This window comes from Mesorhizobium sp. M0938, assembly GCF_040319125.1.
Lineage (GTDB): Bacteria > Pseudomonadota > Alphaproteobacteria > Rhizobiales > Rhizobiaceae > Mesorhizobium > Mesorhizobium robiniae.
In genome coordinates, this window is the sequence record NZ_JAMYNS010000005.1 from 84,026 (window position 1) to 102,220 (window position 18,195).

An 18,195-nucleotide genomic window follows, 5' to 3' on the forward strand; every position below is an offset into this window, starting at 1 on the left:
GGGGCTGGTTGAGAAGGCAGAAGCCGCCACGGCGAACTTCTTTGCGCAAAAACCGGCACGTCGGCAGGTGGGGGCTACTTCCCGATTTGAACAGCGCAGATCGTGGACCGCGTCAGGAATCGCTTTTCCCGCCCGTTGTCCAGCGAGAACATGCCGCCGCGGCCTGGCACCACGTCGATAATGAGATCGGTATGCTTCCAGGTCTCGAATTGTGAAGCTCCGATGTAGAAAGGCGCGTTACCGATGTGGCCGAGCAACACATCCTGATCGCCGAGGATGAAGCCGGCACGCGGATAGCACATCGGCGAAGAGCCGTCGCAGCAGCCGCCGGATTGATGGAACAGCACCGGACCGTGCTCGACAACGATCTCCGCGATCAATTCAAGCGCTGCCGGCGTTGCCGTGACCTTCGCATGCATGGCTTTTATTTCCAGCTGGAGCGCGGCCCCCTTGCGGAGCCGCTCCCATAAGCCAAACAGATGATCAGAAGAAGCCGAGCTTCTTCGGGCTATAACTGACCAGCATGTTCTTGGTCTGCTGGTAGTGGTCGAGCATCATCTTGTGGGTCTCGCGGCCGATGCCGGACTGCTTGTAGCCGCCAAACGCAGCATGCGCGGGATAAGCGTGGTAGCAGTTGGTCCAGACGCGGCCGGCCTGAATCGCGCGGCCGAAGCGATAGGCGCGGTTGCTGTCGCGTGTCCAGACACCGGCGCCGAGGCCGTAAAGCGTATCGTTGGCTATGCTGAGCGCTTCGTCGTCGTCCTTGAAGGTCGTAACCGAAACCACCGGCCCGAAAATCTCCTCCTGGAAGATACGCATCTTGTTATGACCCTTGAACACCGTGGGCTGGACGTAGTAGCCGCCAGCCAGATCACCAGGCAGAACATTGCGCGCACCACCGGTCAGCAACTCGGCTCCTTCCTGGCGCCCGATGTCGATATAGGACAGTATCTTTTCCATCTGCTCGGACGAAGCCTGAGCGCCGATCATCGTCGCTGGATCGAGTGGATCGCCCTGCACAATGGCTTCGACGCGCTTGAGGGCGCGTTCCATGAACCTGTCGTAGATCGATTCATGGATGAGAGCGCGGCTCGGGCAGGTGCAAACTTCACCTTGGTTCAGAGCGAACATGACGAAGCCTTCGATCGCCTTGTCGAAGAAATCGTCGTCTTCGGCCACGACATCCTTGAAGAAGATGTTGGGTGACTTACCACCGAGCTCAAGCGTCACCGGAATCAGGTTCTGGCTGGCATACTGCATGATCAGCCGACCCGTCGTCGTCTCACCGGTAAAGGCGATCTTGGCAATGCGTGGCGACGACGCGAGTGGCTTGCCGGCCTCGAGGCCGAAGCCGTTTACGATGTTGAGCACGCCTGGCGGTAGAAGATCGCCGATAAGATCGGCCCAGAGCAAGATGGCAGCCGGGGTCTGTTCGGCAGGCTTCAGGACCACGCAGTTTCCGGCCGCAAGCGCGGGAGCAAGTTTCCAGCATGCCATCAGCAACGGGAAATTCCACGGAATGATCTGGCCAACCACGCCGAGCGGCTCATGGAAATGATAGGCGACAGTGTCGTCGTCGATCTGGGAAAGGCTGCCTTCCTGACCACGCACCGCGCCGGCGAAATAGCGGAAATGGTCGATGGCTAAAGGTAGGTCGGCCGCGGTCGTTTCGCGAATCGGCTTGCCATTGTCCCAGGTTTCGGCGCAGGCGAGGAGGTCGAGATTTTCCTCCATACAATCGGCGATACGGTTGAGGATGAGCGAACGCTCGGCCACGCTGGTGCGCGCCCAGGCGTCCTTGCCAGCATGCGCCGCATCCAGGGCTGCTTCGATGTCCTGTGCATCCGAGCGTGCCACCTCGCACAGCAGCTGACCGTTCACCGGTGAGAAGTTTTCGAAGTAGCGGCCGGAGCGCGGCTCGGCCCATTTGCCGCCGATGAAATTGCCATAGCGCTTTTCGAAGGGCGCCTTGACCGAGCGTGAGAATTCAACCTTGTTCATATGTCTTCCTCCCAAAGCTTACGTCGCGGGATGCGACGCTTCGGAAGAGACTTGCGATTTCCGCCGCTATTGTCACTGTGTCGGGGACAGTGGGCGGCAGGATGTGTCGCAGAATTGCGACAGTCGTGTGAGGTTTCGAATGGTCAGTGGGACCTGTGGACGTCCAAGCGGTTGAGCTTCCGGTGAAGCGTCGCGCGGCTGATGCCAAGCGCCTGAGCCGCAGCCGATACATTTCCATCCGCCCGTGCCAGCGCCCGCTGCAGAACGCCGCGCTCCGCCTCGGCGAGGACTGCGGGGCCGCTCTCCGCCCAACCGAGCAGATCGGTCGCTGGCATGGGCTTGTCGAGACCTTGTCGCGTAATTCCAAGCGCCAGGCGAGCCGACCGGGTTGCGCCGACCACAAGGTCGTCCGCATCAACCGCGATCAGCGCTCCGGAACCTTTGTCGGTCACCGGCGCTAGAAGAATTCGCGCCTTGGGGAAGGCCATCCTGAAGTTCTCCGCCTCGATCCGACGTGCTGCGTCGACCACAGCCATCGAAATGAGATTGGCGAAGGCTTCGGTCAGATCGGCCCGGCAGGAGGAGACGTCAAGCGCGGCTACAAGATCCCCCTCATGATCGTAGATCGGTGCGGTGGTACAACTGAGCCCCGTGTTGCGCGTGTGAAAATGCTGGTCCCGGTGGATCGTCAGCGCGCGCTGTTCAACCAGACAGGTACCGATACCGTTGGTGCCCTGGCTCTCTTCGTTCCAGACGGAGCCAGTCCACAGCCCCCAGGAATGAAACGTCTCGTCATCCACGGGCGCGCCACGCCGTTCTACCGGCACACCGTTGCGATAGGCGAGCAGGACACAGCATCCGACGCCGCCCACCGCAAGATAGAGCCGGTCCAGACTCGATTGAGCAGCTCGGACGAGCGGCTCGATGCGTTGTCGGGCTTCCCCCAATTCCGCCTCTGTCAGATAGCGTGGCGGGCTGCGGTCGGTCGGATCGAGCCGATGCAAACTGGAAGACCGTCGCCAGGAGGCAACCAGCGCGGACTTCGCCGCCGCGTCGGAAGTGATCGCGGCCTGAATGCGGTCGGCATGATGACCGTATAGGTCTTCGCCCATAATTATCCTCCCAACCCTGATGTCTTTCCTCCCGATCTGACCGGTCTGCAGTTCGATCAGCACATAGTCAATTCGTCGAAAGAAGCAGAAAGGCAGGTCTCTCCCTCGTGCCTATCATTGGCCAATCAATGCGTACTCAATCGAGAACGCGTACCAACAGCTCGCCGCGCGTTCATTGATCGGGAGCAAGTCTGAGCATCCGCTGATCAGAAATGCTCGCCGGCCTTGAACGGCCCGATACGGGTGCCTGCTGCGATCAGGTAGGCGGTCGACCAGCCAATAAGCAAAAACCCATTCACGCCCTCGAGCGCCGCCAGGACCCGCCACGCATGAGCGGGCACAACGTCACCATAGCCAACCGTCGAGAAGGTAATGGTGGAAAAGTACAACGCAGTTTCGAAATCCGCGAAGATATCGAGCAACCGGTATAGTCCAGCCCAGAGCCAGACCTCCGCGGTCATGACGGCAAAGAGACCCATCACCACGCTGATCATCGCAACGATACGGCTGCGACGGCCATGCATGCGAAACCGCGCCACCAGATACCCCATCGCATGGGTAACGGCGATCAGACCGAAGGTGTGAATCAGAATCGTCAGGCTTATGACGACCGTGCCGACGAAAAGATTGAGGGCCATGCGACGAAATTAGGAATCTCTCGGGCTGCGTTCCTTGCGCGAAATCAAACTGGCCGAGTTTCGCCGAGGCCAGTCTGTTCGCCACAGACGGTTACGGCGGGAGCGAGGCGAAAGAGCATCGCGAGTTTCAGGCTTGTCGCGATCCGGTCGGCTCGGTCGACAAGCACCGCCGTTTGCGGAACGAAGAGCTCAGCCGCTGCCTGGCGAAACAGGGCCAGCCAGATATCGAAATCGGCTTCGGCGACATCCTTGAGTTTGAGGTGCGCCGGTACCGGGCGTCCGTGATAGTCGCCGCTCTTCAGGAGGACGGAACACCCCTAATCGCCGGTGGTCAGACGCGCTTTCAAGTCACAGGCCGTAGGTAAGCCGGCCTTCGCCCTGAACATGCCGGGCCACCGCCCAGACACCCAAAGCGGCCGGCAACGCGTTGGTAGGTCGGGCATCACGGCCGCGGGAAAGGAAGGACCTTTGGCACGCCTCGCTGCAGGGTTTCTGGAACCAGGAGTAAGGTCACGCTCGCAGCATTGAGTTATCGCAACGCATCTTGGGCGGCTAATTTGTGCTTTTCGAAGATCGCTACCTTCTGCGGATAGGTGATCCGTACCTTGCCGTTGCACCCGTTGCATCTGAAGTGCGCGATCGTTCTTAGCGCAGAGCCCTTCCTTACCGCCGGATGCGAGCAATCCGGACAATCGAATGTGAGGGCAACATCAGATAAGTCTTGGGCCAAGCTCATTTCCATCTCCTTCGCAAAGCGCTGTGGCTACACTCTGGCGGGCGTCAATGGGCAATACAGATGCCAAATCGGCTTGCCAACGCGGGGCCAGAACAATTCGCCTCCGAACGCCGCCAAGCTGGTGCGCCTTCTCTGCGCCCTTTGAGCGACGAAGAGATCTACTTCGTCCAGCAGTTTCGCGCTCGTTGGCAGTAATGTTTCGGATGATTGCGACAATCGCCACCGCCAAGGCCTCGGCATCCCGGCTTAAAGGGTCGATGTGTTCATCTCCGCAAACCTGATCAAACACGCCTTCACAAATAGCCAAATCGTGAGGGCTGAGGCAGGTGCGAGTGAAACGCGGACCCGCTGCACGTGGTTGCGGCGGGCCTTTTTTTGCGGATGAACCGCTGGGGCGCGTGTTGAAATAGGGTGCCTCGCTGACTGGTACTTTCAATAATCCTAAAATCAGCGCGCACTCGCGAGCTCTAGACGTCGAGCTTTGTTCTGGGACATGAAATCCTTGTCGGAATTCCGCCACCTCTTTCGAAGTTCGCGTGCAACTGAATTTACTGTATCGATCAAGAATTATCCTGCGACGAGCTTCGCTGTCGAGCTTTGCTGTCATCTCGATGGACTCCTCAACTAATTCCACGACGACCGATTCTATACGTACCAAGTTGAAGAGTGTCGTTAGCTTCCCATCCAGAAACTTATCTCGGAATGCATTTTCTTGCTGTAACCAAGCGTGATGGCGCTCTGTGGACTCGCGTTCCGCTAGTCTTGCCAGATGCCTGTGATACACCACATGATTGAGGTGGAGATGGCCATACCGGAATCGGATACGGCACTACGCGATGGACGCTAAGAGGCAGGCGCTTGAGCGCGATCGACGTCGTTGGCCGCGCGAAGCTCAACCTTACAACGAGGCCGCCCCGTCACTTGCGCCGGCGCTCGAACCTTTGCTCTTTTCAACGCTCGAACTGGCGCCAGACGATCAATTCGTCGCTTGGCAGGCGCATATGGCTCCGCTTGTCGAGATCGACTTGCCGGATGATAAATCACTCGACGATGGCTTTCCCGCCGACCACACGGCTTGGAACCTCGGCGGCATGCTGATCGTTCAACAGCGCGCGCCGGCGCATAGTTATATGCGTTCTGCTGCGAAGCTTCGGTCCAGCTCGATCGACCACTGGTATATTGCTTTGCCGCATACTGGCCGGTCGTGGACGGAGGTAGATCGCCGCGTAGCGGAAAACCAGCCGGGCAAATTGGAGGTTAGATCGCTTGGCTATCCGTTTCGCGGGAGGGCAACGGAATCCCAAAGTCTCTTTCTCTATTTGCCGCGTGATTTGTTCGCCGATGCGGCGGCAACCCTGGACGCAAAGAATAATTCAATTCTGTCCGGCAACTTTGCCAACCTTTTGCTCGACTACCTCAACAGCATCGAAGCAAGACTGCGCAGTCTCACGGCTGACGATCTGCCCCGCATCGTGCACGCAACACGCAGCATGATCATTGCCTGCCTCTCGCCCCCGGCGGAACATGCCGCGGCCACCGAACAACTGGTGAGTGTCGCGCTGATGGAGCGAGCCCGTCGATACGTCCACAACAATCTGGTTGCGGCTCATCTGACGCCGGATTCAATGTGCCGGGCGCTCGGAGTCTCGCGCTCTCGTCTTTATCAGCTGTTCGAACCGAGTGGTGGTGTTCTCCACTACATACAAAGTCGCCGACTTCTGGCAGCCCATGTTGCGCTTAGCGATCCGGCGGACAGCCGGCGTATTGCTAATATTGCCGAAGCCGTCGGGTTTAGTTCAGCGGCTAATTTCAGCCGAGCATTTAGCAAGGAATTCGGTTACAGCCCCCGCGAAGTCCGAAGTTCCGTGGTGTTGCCGCGCCCCGCCCATTCTGTTTCGCATGCCGGACACGAGGATGCCTCTCCCTTTGAACATTGGCTCAAAGCGCTCGGAAGCTGAGTACAGGATCGGGTGGGACGGGCTCAAAACAAGGGCGGGGAAGATCAGCCGCCTCATGGACCAGATTATTTCGTGTCGCGTCCACCGCGCCATCAATTATTGCCAATTCCCGATTTATTAACCGCCTGTTCATCGATGTCACTGCCAATCACAGCGGAGCATACATTGCAACTACCCAGCATGAGACACTTGTTGAGACTGCGAGTTGTATGTTTGCCAAGCTTGACGGTTATGCTAGTTCTGGACTGGGGGACGTGGATTCTCACTGCCCATGGAGGTCGCTATTGCACCCGGAGGCATCAGGGGTCGGCACGGAGAGCGAGGGGCCTGCCTCAAGCGATGCACCACGTCCCGGCGAAGCGCTGCTCGCTGACCTTTTGGCGTACACGACCGAATTTTTGTCGTTCTACGATCGCGACTTCTGTCTGACGCACTACGCAGCCAAACTCAAAGGCGTGTACGGAGACGCGGTGGTGCCGGGTGCCGCCGTTTGGGAGATCTACCCGAGCTTCCTCGATGCGAGGTATCGTGACGAATTTCTTCGTGTGTTCCACGGCGGCTCACCGGCAAGCATTGATTTGCCGCGTTCATCGGGTGAAGCGCCACGGTCCGCTTTCGTTTTCGCCACTGCGAATGGTGTGGGAATCATTGAATCAAGGGGGCGCGATAGGCGAAGCGTCGTGGAGGAGCAAGAGCATGTAATTCTGCTCCATCAGGCGACGCACGACGTACTGACCGGACTGCAGAATCGGCGGCGATTCGGCGAGCGGCTGCAGCAGGCAATGGCCGCCCTCGGCGGATCAAAGCCGAAAGCAGCCCTTCTGCAAATCGATCTTGACGATTTCAAAGCGGTCAACGACACGCTTGGCCATGGAGCAGGCGACACTCTTCTTCAACTCGCGGCGGGCCGTATCCGCGACGCGCTGCAGGACGGCGAATCCGCATACCGGTATGCCGGCGATGAGTTCGCTGTCATCCAATTGGGAAAGGAGCAGCCAGCAGAGGCTGAGCGCCTCGCCGGATCGCTGGTCGACGCGTTCAAGAACCCGTTCGTCATCAACGGCATTCCCGTCTTCGTAGGCTCGAGCATCGGAATTGCTTTCGGGCCGGAGCACGGGACCGATGGCGAACAGTTGATGAAAGCCGCTGATATTGCCCTTTACGCGGCCAAGACAGATGGACGCGGCTGCGCTCGAACATTCAACCGTTCGATGCTGCTCTTGCTTGAGCAACGCGAGAATCTGAGACGCAGTCTTCGAACCGCGCTGGAGCAAGGCGAACTTTATCTGGAATATCAGCCGCTCATTCGGCCTCCCGCGTCGGTGATCGGTTTCGAAGCGCTGCTGCGGTGGCGGCACCCCGAGGTCGGAACCATTCCACCCAACGTGTTCATACCGATCGCCGAAGCCGACGGCCTGATGGACGAGATTGGGCGATGGGTGCTCGAGGAAGCGTGTCGCCAGGCATTGACGTGGCCTTCCTCGCTGACAGTCGCAGTGAACCTGTCGCCGGCTCAGTTCCTTAGCGGTTCGCTGACGGACACGGTCGCTCAGATCATCGACAAAGTTGGAATCGAAGCCGACAGACTTGAACTTGAAATAACCGAGACGGTCCTGCTTGAAAAGACGATCGACAATATCGACACGTTGAACACTCTGAACGTTTTGGGAATACGAATTTCGCTCGACGATTTTGGAACGTACTATTCATCGTTAAGCTACCTTAAAAACTTCCCCTTCGATACTTTGAAGATAGATCGATACTTTATTGCGGACCTGGAGACCGATCTCAAAAGCCAAACGATCGTGCGGTCGATAATGACTCTGGCGCACGGCCTGGGGATAAGTGTCACTGCCGAGGGGGTCGAGACGTCGGCACAGGCACGGTGGCTGATCAAGGAGAATTGCGATGGCCTGCAAGGCAACTTCCTGGGAAAACCGCTTGGAGCCGAGGCGATTGGCGATTTCATCAGGCGTTCCCCGCTGAGGGTCGTACGGGCGATGGAGGAATCGAATCGGGCGCTCTAGCGCCTTGCACCCTTTGTTAACGATGAAGGGGGGATTTGTAGAACGATCGAGGCAGATACCCGCGCAATTCTTCGAGGTGGTGCGAGACTGACATCACCGGCGCGGTAGGACTTGTCGTCGCGGAGGCCATCACCCGCTAGGGCTTAACACTGATGGAACAAGTGAGGATGCCGATGGGAACTGTTCATCACGATCTGGCTGAGCCGACTTTTGAGGCGATGATACAGTTCGACATGGAAATCAAAGCTTTTGTCTCCGCTTGGAAACATTGCGATTATGTCTCGACATACATGGCCCGGATGATCAGTCAAAACAGGTCAGATTCGGTCTATCATTCAAATCTCTTTTCCTCTGCCTTCAACGAATTGCTGGAAGTCGCTTTTCGGACGCGCCATTCCGACGGCGAACTGGCATGCAGGGTGTCACGCCATGGCGTGACGGACAGGATCGAGTTGACACTTCCTTGCGTGCCGGAGGAACGCCAATTCTACGAACAAGCCGTGGCGCAAGTCGCAGGAACAGAGGCCAAAGAGCGATACCTCAATTCGGTGTCTGGGGATCTCGCGCCCAGCCGCGAGGTCGTACTTTTGGAACTGGCTGTCGACTACAACGCGACGCTCCGCATCGAGGAAGCCGACGGCGATGCAATCAAGCTTGTCGTCGATCTTCCGCTCGAGGGCTTGCAAAATTGAACCCTTACGACCTTCTCCCGCGTTTCAAGGCGCAATACGACGCCAACAATCAGGAGTTCTCCATATCGGGGGTGGTCCGGCCTCAGGCAATCGATGAACTTGGACCCAGCATAGCATTGCTTCGCGATGCGATCGGCCGTGTGCGCGGCGTTCTCTACGTCAATGTCAGACGTCTGACTCAGATGAACAACGCTGCTTTTCACGCCTTTTCGAGGATCATTCTCGACGCTTGTCGGGCTCGACCCGATCTCAAATTCATCGTCATCACGTCAAGCGTCGTCGCATGGACGTCACGAAAGTTCGGTCGCCTGAGTGGAATCGAACCGAACATTACGGTCGAGGAGTATGACAGCGAATTCTATCCGGGGCAGGGCTTCCTTGAGGAAGGCGGGTTCGTGCCGATCCTGCGCACACAAACAAAGATGACCTGGCGCCACGAGCGCGCAATCTTGCCCCGACACGGCATGAGGCCCGGGATTGTGATGGCCGACGTCTGTTGCGGCATAGGTGATTTCGCCGTGCTCGTGCAGAAGGAGTTCCAGCCATCGCGGATCGTCGCCCTCGACCACTCCAGGTCGAGCCTTGCCTATGCGCGAAACGTGGCTGCGGAGTTCGATATCAAGGGCATCGAGTACACATATGGCGATGCATCAGAAATGCTGCTCGAGGAAAATCAGTTCGACCTCGTCACGTGCCGCCATTCGCTGCAGGTGTTCAACAAGCCCGAACTGATCCTCAGGGAACTGTTTCGCATCTGCAAGCCGGGCGGACGTGTCTACATCACCAATGAAAAAAATTCGCACTGCCTGGGCGAACCACGCGCCGACAGCATCCAGTGGACCTATAACGAGGTCGCGAAGCTGTGGGCGCACTTCCAGATGGATATTGAGCTCGGCCCGAAGAGCAAACGCTACCTGATCGAAGCGGGGCTCGAAGACATTCGGGTCGAGTCCTTCATGGTCACCAACCACGACGGCGATCCACAGGACTTCGCGGACGTCATAGCGGCATGGGAGAATGTTTATGCAGGCGAGATGGCTACCAAGCGAGGTGACACACCGGCCTTCATCAGACGGTTCCGACAGGGCTTCCAGGACCACATCTTCGCTGCGCTCCACTCCAAGGGCTATGCCGGCTGGCCGATCTGGGTTGCATCGGGATGCAAGCCGCTATGACCGATTTGGATGCAACACCGTCCAGACCCTGGCCTGTCCTCCGGCTTAACAGCTTCCGCGCTAAATTCTTGATCGTTGTGGGTGGGGCGGTGCTGTTCGACCTCCTCGTCGGCGGCGGCGTCGCGCTGTGGAATGTGAACCGGCTTTCCCGGGACGCGACGCACCAGATCGAGAGCGGCCTCACCAAGGCAAGCCAGGAATACCTCCAGAATTATATCGAGACGACGGCGCTGCGCGCCGATCTCCTGTTCGGCAGCATGCACTCCGAGGTGACCGCACTTGCAGCCTCCATGCAGAGACTAATAGATTATCCGGCAGCAAAAGATGCGATCGGCAAGGCGTTGGCGAACAACCCCTATTTTAATGCGCCGCTTGCATATGACGCCACGGGAAACTGGTTACAGACCCGGCAAGGGTCAACTTCGGTCATGAGTGTCTGGGGATATCTCCTCTCCGCTGAACACCAGCCGAAGCCCGAAATTCTCCGCGACATTCAGGAGAGTGCGATCTTCGATATTTTTGGCACAAGCCAGATGTCAACTGGCACCAAGAAGCTGCAGGTCTACTACGTAGGGCCGAAGTCAGGGCCGATCATGCGCACGATTCCTTATTCCGATCAGGCGCAGACCTTCGACAAGCTTTATCCAGGCCACGACAACGCGAATTTCTGGGATTTCTTCTTCCCTGGCGTCTATGAAGGCTGGGAAGGCTGGATCAGTGAGCCCGATTCGCGCCCCGTAAAGGGCGATGACATCACTGCGACTGCTCCTTACATCGACGCCATTACCGGCAAGCTCATAGTGAGCTTCTTCCACCCACTCTGGACGAAAGACCGCAAGAATATCGCCGGCATGGTCGCTGCCGACGTTACGCTCGATCAACTCGCTGATATCGTCGAAAGCGTGAAGGTCGCCGATACGGGCTTCGGTTTTCTCACCATGTCGAATGGCAATGTGCTCGCGATCAAGCCTGAAGGCGAGAAAATGCTCGGGCTCAAGATCGCAAGTGGTGCGGCAGGTCAAGGCGTTACCGGCCTCGATCGCTCGCTCAAAAAGAGTACGCACGCGACCGTCGCAGCGCTCGAACTGCCCGCCGACGACAAGACAGTCATTAAGCATATTTCGATTGAGGAGAACGGCACAGCCCAACCGTACATGGTCGCACTTCGCCGACTGGACCCAGTCAATCTCTGGAATAGTACGGGGTCCATCACGGCCGAAACCCTGATGCTTGGCTTCGTCGTCCCCGAACGGGAAATTTATGCTTCCCTCCTTGCTGCGCAGCAGAGCATTTCCAGCGCAACCAACCGGATCCTGATAACCCAGGTCATCGCAGTCATCGTTTCGCTCCTGATCGTCTTTGCGGCTGTCTTCGGAATTTCAAAGCGGATCACTGCAGGCCTCAGTGCGCTTGCCGGGGCCGCCAAGCGGTTGCAGGCGAAAGACTATTCAGTCCGGGTAAGCATTCCGACGCGCGACGAGGTTGGAGCGGTGGGGGTCGCTTTCAACCGGATGGCTGAGCAGATCAGCTTTCACACGGAAAACCTCGAGCAGCTCGTCGACGAACGAACCAGGGAGCTCGGGGACGCCAACCAGGAGATTTCGGCACTCAACGAAAAGCTGCGAGACGAGAACGTCCGCCTCGGTGCCGAGCTCGCGGTTGCCAGGCAGATCCAGATGATGGTCCTGCCGAAACAATTTGAACTCGATGCGATTCCTGGGCTGGAGATCGCAGCCTACATGCGTCCGGCTGACGAGGTTGGCGGCGACTACTATGACGTCCTGCAGAACGGATCACGGGTCAAGATCGGCATCGGCGACGTGACCGGTCATGGTCTTGAGAGCGGTGTGCTGATGCTAATGGTCCAATCCGTTGCGCGCGCGCTGCAGGAGACCGAAGAAGCGAATCCGCACCAGTTTCTGGATCGGCTGAACAGAGCGATCTACAAGAACATCGAGCGGACGAATACAGACAAGCATCTCTCGCTGGCCTTTCTTGACTTCGAAGATGAGCGGGTAACGCTATCCGGCCAGCATGAGGACGTTCTTGTCGTGCGTGCGGATGGGGAAGTCGAACGTATCGATACGATTGATCTGGGTCTGCCTGTTGGCCTGGAGAATGACATCTCGAAGTTCATTGCCACGCGTGACATCCTGTTTGGAAGCGGCGACGTGATCGTGCTGCACACTGACGGTGTGACCGAGGCGGAAGACCACGAAAGAAAGTTGTTCGGGTTCGAGCGCCTCAGCCAGAGCGTACAAAGACGTCACGGCAGCAGCGCCGAGGACATCAAGACTGGGATCATCGACGATCTGATGGCCCATATCGGGATCCAGAAGATCCACGATGACATCACCCTCGTGATCATAAGGCACACATAGCAATGACAACGCTGTTCGGTACCCCTGATATCGCGATCGGGATGAAGGAGAGCGTCAGTCGCGTGCGGCTGTTCGACGGACCTCTCGATTTGAGTTGGCGTCATTGTGCCACGACCTCGGACTTCATCGCCGATCTTTTCGCATTGCGCTTCCGGTCGTCCCGCAATGATTACATGGAAGTGCGGCACAGCATCGGATATCTGGTCAACGAGCTCATCGAAAATGCCGTCAAGTTTCGTGCACCGGGCGAGATCCTGATCGAGGCATCGATGGATTCGGAGAGCTTCAAGCTCAAAGTGTCGAATGACGTCGACGGTATAATTGCGTCTGGGTTCCAAAACCTTCTGGCGGACATCACAGCTGGCGACCCAGTGGACCTGCTGATACAGCGAATTGAAGCCAATGCTGCCAACCCTGACGTAGGAGGCTCCGGACTTGGATTGCTGACATTGATGAGCGACTACGGCGCACGCCTGGCTTGGATATTCAGCGCCGCCGACGAAAGCGATCGGATTTGCGTGGAGACATATGCCTCCATTCCGATCTCGCAAATTCACAACTAAATGAAACGAAGCCAGCTTATGGAAATCAAGACAGACGATTACCGCGTATGGACCGAAGGAAACGAGATCTTCTTCGACGGTGCAATGCGGCTTGCCAGCTCCGAAGCCGGTGCGCCTATCACGGCGTTGGCGGCCAGTGTTCTTGCCTCGAATCCCGCTTCCATTACGCTCAACCTGAAGGACCTTCACTTTCTCAACTCTTCCGGCATCAACCTGCTGGCGAAATTTACCATTGAGGTGCGCAAGCATCCCGATGTTCAACTCGTCGTGCGTGGAACGCCCGACATACCCTGGCAGTCGAAATCATTGCCCAACCTGAAGAAGCTGCATCCCGCCTTGGTGCTTTTGTTGGATTGACCAATGCCGTCCGCAGTCAGAGCAATTCCAGGAAGTGAGAACGGTTTTCCGTCCGGAGTTGCAGTCAAAAAGTAGAGAGGTAGAGCGGTTCTGCGGTTCCGTAAAATGACGAACCGTCCTAGCCAAGGGCTGCGTAGGCTGGCGGCCATCCCGGACAGCAATAAGCCGGTCGGGAACGAGGCAAGAGCGCCGCGCCGGGCAAGATATGTACGCCAGGATAAGTATTAGGATGCAGAGCTAACGACAGATCGGCCTCGTGCGTAGATGCTTGCAACGGCTTGGCGGGGGCTGGGCACAGGTGGCAGGCATCCTGTTGGGGTGATGTCGTGCTGCCTGCCAATCAGCCGCCACTGCGCGGTCAAAAGTGGCGCTGTGTAGAGCCATAAGGTGCCTCGCAATGGGTCAAGACGTCTGGCACCGCAATTGCGTGGTCAGGTATGGGGGAATGGGGTGGAGGCCCGTCGCTTCGCAAATGTAGCGGCGGGTCTTCTGCATGTCGTGCCGGCCTGCGCGCTGCCGTCCGTCTCGCTTTCCTAGTCGATCGCCCTGACCGGCAGATAGCCGTTTCCAGCCATTCGGGCACTGTCTCGGTCCAGCTGAGGTGGAAGAGCCTCGAGCCACCGGAACCGTGGTGTTCCATAGCCTTGATCTCCTGGCCGGATGAAACACCTGGCCCAAATTGCGCGCGCCGACAGTCTGTCCCAGGGGAAGGGGATGAAATGTTTCGATTCATATCATGCCCAGCCGGTTCCGGAAGAACAATAGACCTCCTATCTGGGTGGTTAGTTCGAGTTTCGGCTCACAACCCCATTGCGGACATCCGTAGAAAACGGCACTCCTACACCTTCATCGATAGGTCGAATTGGGCAACTCCCAGGGAAACGAAGGTGACCATGACATCGAGGGAGGAGCAAGAATATCTTTTCATCGACGGTGGTTGCCTGCGAGCAAGCGTCAGGAAGATTTGTCTGGATTTATTTGGCGATGCGAGCGCCTATCAACCGCATGTTCCACCGATGACAGGTGGGGGCTACGCTAAAGTTTTCTATTACGATGCCGTTCCAGGCAAGGCGCACAATGAAACGCAGGCTGCCTATGAAGCTCGCGTGCAGCCAGACCACGATCGGTTTGCGAAAATTCAGGCGCTCGATCGGGTCCACGTTGCCCTCGGGCAAATTGTTGGGGTGGTTGATAAGCGACAAAAGGGCGTGGATGTCCGATTAGCGGTTGATATGATGACCCACGCTTTCCGGGGCAATATATCGAAAGCAACACTGTTTGCAGGCGATTCCGATTTCGTTCCTCTTATCAAATCCTTGGTAAGTGAGGGATTGCACGTAACTCTCTGGCACCCACCGCAGGCGAATGCTGAATTGATGGGTGCGGCGGATAGCACGCGCTTATTTGACTTCAAGGCCAACCACAACTGTTTAACTGCTAATGGACAGCAGTCAGCATTCCAACTCGGAGGCTCTGGGGGCAGTCTGCATCCTGGAGGCGATGGCTTGATCAATATTGTGACCTTGGGTGAACATGAATATGCGGGCAGTTGGAAGGGTGGCACTCTGAGAGTGTGGCGACGCGGCGACCCTGGAACCGGTTGGTCCTATGTTGATTTTTCTGCACCTGATGGCAGCTTGGCGACAGCGCTAACCGCGTTCGATTTGATCTACCCTTGGGATATTGCGGCCGCAGGTGAAGGGTGGATTGTAACCAACTAGCATTGCATCTCGGTCGCGAGGCCGAAGAGTAACCGACAAACTAAGGCGTAGACTCATTACCGGGTAGCCAGATGCGGATCGAGACGAGGTTGAGGGCGGCGAGATAGTTCTCCGCCAGCTTGTCGTAGCGGGTCGCGATGCGACGGAACCGCTTGACCTTGTTAAAGAAGCGTTGACGAGGTTGCGCGCCTTATTGAGAAATGGGCTGAAGCAGATAGAGTCTTTGCGGTTGGCCTTAGGCGGGATATTAGCCCATGCTTTCTGCTCTATGACGACAGCGCGCAAGGCGTTGGCGTCATAGCCCTTATCACCAAGCAGCATCGCACCCGGCGACAAATCTTTGATCAGGTCCGCTGCGGAGGCGATGTCGCTCTTCTGGCCTCGATGAGCGTCAGCTTGATCGGCCTGCCCTTGGCGTCCACAAGGGCAAGGATTTTGGTTGTCAGCCCGCCTCGGGATCGGCCGAGACAATGATCTCGATCCCCCTTTTTGCCGTCGCGCCCTGCTGATGGACGCGAACAATGGAGGTATCGATCATCTGCACCCTGCCGTCATGGTCTTTGGTGATGGCATCCATGAGGCTGTCCCACACACCTGCCTTCCGCCATCGGACGAAGCGATTGTAGCAGGTGGTGCGGGGGCCGTATCGCTCTGGCGGATCGCGCCAAGGCGCACCCGATCGCAGCACCCAAAAGATGCCGTTCAGCACCCGGCGGTCGTCTACGCGCGGCATTCCTCGCGGCTTGTTAGGCAACAGCGGCTCGATCGCGCGCCATTCGAAGTCCGTCAGATCATTTCGGCTCATGCAGAGTCTGAATCAGACTTCGCTCGAATATGGAAGCGCCGATCGGCAAACGACCGTTCACGGACGTTGTAGGTTCTTCCGCAAAGCGAGTCATGAAACAGCGGGCTTCAAGTGCCACCACTAAGTTCTTGACAGGCGCGAGCTATGGTGACGCCTGTCGGCGCGATGGAGTGGCGGATGCTCTTTGGTTGGGCTATGACTTTGGGGAAAGCTTGGGGCTATCCTTGATATCGCGAACCGACGAAAGTCAAATCAATGCTGTGGTTGAGGCCTACGTCCTGGCTATGTCCGCTGCCGACGAGCAGAAGCTGCGAGCGGCGTTTCACGCATCAGCATCAATCGTCGGCAAGTACCAAGGCGCGGTCGAATGGCTGAGCGTCGATGCCTACGTTGGCGAGGTGATGGGCGCGGGCTTGGTACCGAATAGCAGCCCCTACTGGAAAGCCTCGTTGCTCGATATCACGGTCGATGCAGCCACCGTGAAGGTTGAGGACGAGTTCGGGAGCATGAAGCTCACCGACTATCTTTCCCTACTCAAGATCGCCGGCGAGTGGAAGATCGTCAGCAAGCTCTATCACCTTCATACGTAGGATGGTCCTCGTCTGCGATCATTGCTGCGATGAGCGGAGGCGGCAACGCGATCTCCATATTGGCTTTGAGATCGAGATCCGAGGAACGCGATGCACCTGACGGCCGAACTCATCGCACTGATTGAGCGGAAGGAACCAGATCCTGGGTCTCGAGGCTGGTACCACCGAACACACTACTGGCGATTTCGCATCGATCGCCGATGCGATGCTGGCTCAACACGATCCAGAGCACCTGTGGGTTTTCGCCTATGGTTCCTTGATCTGAAACCCGGAGTTTGAGGCGGTCGAACGACGCCGTGCCGTCGCAGCCGGATGGCACCGATCCTTTTGTCTGAAGCTGACAAGATGGCGAGGCACACGCGAGCTTCCTGCCCTCATGCTGGCACTTGACCGCGGCGGATCCTGCGTGGGAATTGCGTATCGCCAGCCACCCGGCGATAAGAGAGGGCAGATCGTCCGGCTGCTTGAACGTGAGATCGATGCAAATCCTCCAACGTATGTGCCTTGATGGATAGACGTTTCAAAGCTCTCGCCTTCATAGCTTTGCGCAGTGGCGGCGCTTACGCTGGCAAGAGGCCTCTATTGGAGGTCGCCAGTGTGCTTTCTCAAGCGGCTGGGCACTGGGGGTCCGCGGCGCAGTATGCGTTCAACACCATCAGCAAGCTGGAAGAACATGGAATCCGCGACAGAAACCTGTGGCAAATCCAGAAGCTGATGGCCGCCGAAATCCAGGCTTGTCAACGTAGTCGACGCCTTCCCTGAAGTCTGCTTTCCACCCCATGTCGGTTTTTCCGCATTTATGAGTTCACGGCCTAGTAGGGCAACGCGGCACGCGGCGGATCTCTACTACTACGGAAAGTGGGCATCAGGCGTGAACAGGCCGACAGTCTCTACCGCACCATCGTCAATGCTGCCGGCCTGATCTGTCGGCTCCGGTTCAGCTCTTGAGGGAGTGGCCGGCGCCGCTTGGGGGGTGTTGGGGTAGATTGCCTGTAGGGCGCCGGCCGGGCGGATTGGGGTCCGCCGTTGCAAAGTATCGACCATGGCTATCCAAGTAACTTCCGTGATCGCGGAAGTTCCTACGCGCTCCCGTCTGTTTCATTCTCCTCATCGATTTCGCGCATCGGCAGATAGGGGCTCGTTTCCAACCACTCGCGCAGAACGATCCGAATGAGATCGGACCGACCAAATTTCATCTCGGCGGCTACGGAATTGAGCGCGTTTTCAAGCGTCGCGACGGCGTCGTAACCCGCCACGGCGGTACGCAGGCCATAACGCAACGCTGAGGTGCAACCCAGCAACCGAATGTGGCATTGTCCCCCATGTTCTGCTGTCGGAGATATGTCTGGCCAGCTCATAGTCTCCTCGCCGATAATATTCTTTCAAACATTCCCTTAAGCTGATCCCGAAAACCAGCAACACAAGGACGCGTCCGCCCC

General features: G+C 57.6%; 16 protein-coding genes and 2 pseudogenes. 11 read left to right on the forward strand and 7 right to left on the reverse strand.

Annotated features, from left to right (window positions below; genetic code table 11):
* Positions 1–74: 74 nt before the first annotated feature.
* From NKH73_RS10350 to NKH73_RS10370, 5 genes are all read right to left on the reverse strand, one after another.
* Entirely contained in the window at positions 75–419 is a 345-nt protein-coding gene (locus NKH73_RS10350) for a DUF779 domain-containing protein (RefSeq protein WP_352930926.1), read from the reverse strand.
* Between the two features lie 64 nt (positions 420–483).
* Complete coding sequence (gene adh, locus NKH73_RS10355; RefSeq protein ID WP_352930928.1) at positions 484–2,001, reverse strand: aldehyde dehydrogenase; 1,518 nt, start codon at positions 1,999–2,001, stop codon at positions 484–486.
* 143 nt (positions 2,002–2,144) lie between these two features.
* A complete protein-coding gene (locus tag NKH73_RS10360) occupies positions 2,145–3,113 on the reverse strand; it encodes a helix-turn-helix domain-containing protein (protein ID WP_352931521.1) in 969 nt (322 codons plus the stop codon).
* A 206-nt stretch (positions 3,114–3,319) separates the two neighbouring features.
* Entirely contained in the window at positions 3,320–3,751 is a 432-nt protein-coding gene (locus NKH73_RS10365; protein ID WP_352930930.1) for a potassium channel family protein, read from the reverse strand.
* Between the two features lie 710 nt (positions 3,752–4,461).
* Complete coding sequence (locus tag NKH73_RS10370; RefSeq protein ID WP_352930932.1) at positions 4,462–5,094, reverse strand: hypothetical protein; 633 nt, start codon at positions 5,092–5,094, stop codon at positions 4,462–4,464.
* Between the two features lie 229 nt (positions 5,095–5,323).
* Here NKH73_RS10370 and NKH73_RS10375 point away from each other — a divergent pair, with 229 nt between their 5' ends.
* From NKH73_RS10375 to NKH73_RS10410, 8 genes are all read left to right on the forward strand, one after another.
* Positions 5,324–6,445: a helix-turn-helix domain-containing protein gene (locus tag NKH73_RS10375; RefSeq protein WP_352930934.1), complete on the forward strand. Its 1,122-nt coding sequence runs from the start codon at positions 5,324–5,326 to the stop codon at positions 6,443–6,445.
* Positions 6,446–6,729: 284 nt separating this feature from the next.
* On the forward strand, positions 6,730–8,472 hold the full coding sequence (locus NKH73_RS10380; RefSeq protein WP_502893890.1) for a putative bifunctional diguanylate cyclase/phosphodiesterase: 1,743 nt from the start codon (positions 6,730–6,732) through the stop codon (positions 8,470–8,472).
* A 173-nt stretch (positions 8,473–8,645) separates the two neighbouring features.
* Positions 8,646–9,164 (forward strand): ubiquinone biosynthesis methyltransferase UbiE, encoded by a 519-nt coding sequence (locus NKH73_RS10385; RefSeq protein ID WP_352931525.1) that lies wholly within the window; start codon positions 8,646–8,648, stop codon positions 9,162–9,164.
* Positions 9,161–10,339: a methyltransferase domain-containing protein gene (locus NKH73_RS10390; protein ID WP_352930936.1), complete on the forward strand. Its 1,179-nt coding sequence runs from the start codon at positions 9,161–9,163 to the stop codon at positions 10,337–10,339. The genes NKH73_RS10385 and NKH73_RS10390 overlap by 4 nt, the downstream gene beginning before the upstream one ends.
* A complete protein-coding gene (locus tag NKH73_RS10395; protein ID WP_352930938.1) occupies positions 10,336–12,720 on the forward strand; it encodes a SpoIIE family protein phosphatase in 2,385 nt (794 codons plus the stop codon). Before NKH73_RS10390 ends, NKH73_RS10395 begins: the two co-directional genes overlap by 4 nt.
* Positions 12,721–12,722: 2 nt before the next feature.
* Positions 12,723–13,283: a slr1658 superfamily regulator gene (locus NKH73_RS10400; RefSeq protein ID WP_352930940.1), complete on the forward strand. Its 561-nt coding sequence runs from the start codon at positions 12,723–12,725 to the stop codon at positions 13,281–13,283.
* Positions 13,284–13,301: 18 nt separating this feature from the next.
* A complete protein-coding gene (locus tag NKH73_RS10405; RefSeq protein ID WP_352930942.1) occupies positions 13,302–13,640 on the forward strand; it encodes a slr1659 superfamily regulator in 339 nt (112 codons plus the stop codon).
* Positions 13,641–14,533: 893 nt separating this feature from the next.
* A complete protein-coding gene (locus tag NKH73_RS10410) occupies positions 14,534–15,361 on the forward strand; it encodes an NYN domain-containing protein (protein WP_352931527.1) in 828 nt (275 codons plus the stop codon).
* A 40-nt stretch (positions 15,362–15,401) separates the two neighbouring features.
* On the opposite strand, the pseudogene NKH73_RS10415 reads toward NKH73_RS10410, so the two are convergent.
* A pseudogene (locus NKH73_RS10415) lies at positions 15,402–16,166 on the reverse strand (IS5 family transposase).
* A 92-nt stretch (positions 16,167–16,258) separates the two neighbouring features.
* Here NKH73_RS10415 and NKH73_RS10420 point away from each other — a divergent pair.
* From NKH73_RS10420 to NKH73_RS10430, 3 genes and pseudogenes are all read left to right on the forward strand, one after another.
* The gene (locus NKH73_RS10420) at positions 16,259–16,756 is read left to right on the forward strand and encodes a nuclear transport factor 2 family protein (protein ID WP_352930944.1); all 498 of its coding nucleotides are present in this window, start codon (positions 16,259–16,261) and stop codon (positions 16,754–16,756) included.
* Positions 16,757–17,081: 325 nt separating this feature from the next.
* Positions 17,082–17,264: pseudogene (locus tag NKH73_RS10425) on the forward strand (gamma-glutamylcyclotransferase); the annotation flags it as partial.
* Positions 17,264–17,518, forward strand: coding sequence for a gamma-glutamylcyclotransferase (locus NKH73_RS10430; protein ID WP_352930946.1), 255 nt, complete (start codon positions 17,264–17,266; stop codon positions 17,516–17,518). The pseudogene NKH73_RS10425 and the gene NKH73_RS10430, both read left to right, overlap by 1 nt.
* A 317-nt stretch (positions 17,519–17,835) precedes the next feature.
* On the opposite strand, the gene NKH73_RS10435 is transcribed toward NKH73_RS10430, so the two are convergent.
* Complete coding sequence (locus NKH73_RS10435; protein ID WP_352930948.1) at positions 17,836–18,114, reverse strand: hypothetical protein; 279 nt, start codon at positions 18,112–18,114, stop codon at positions 17,836–17,838.
* Between the last annotated feature and the right edge of the window lie 81 nt (positions 18,115–18,195).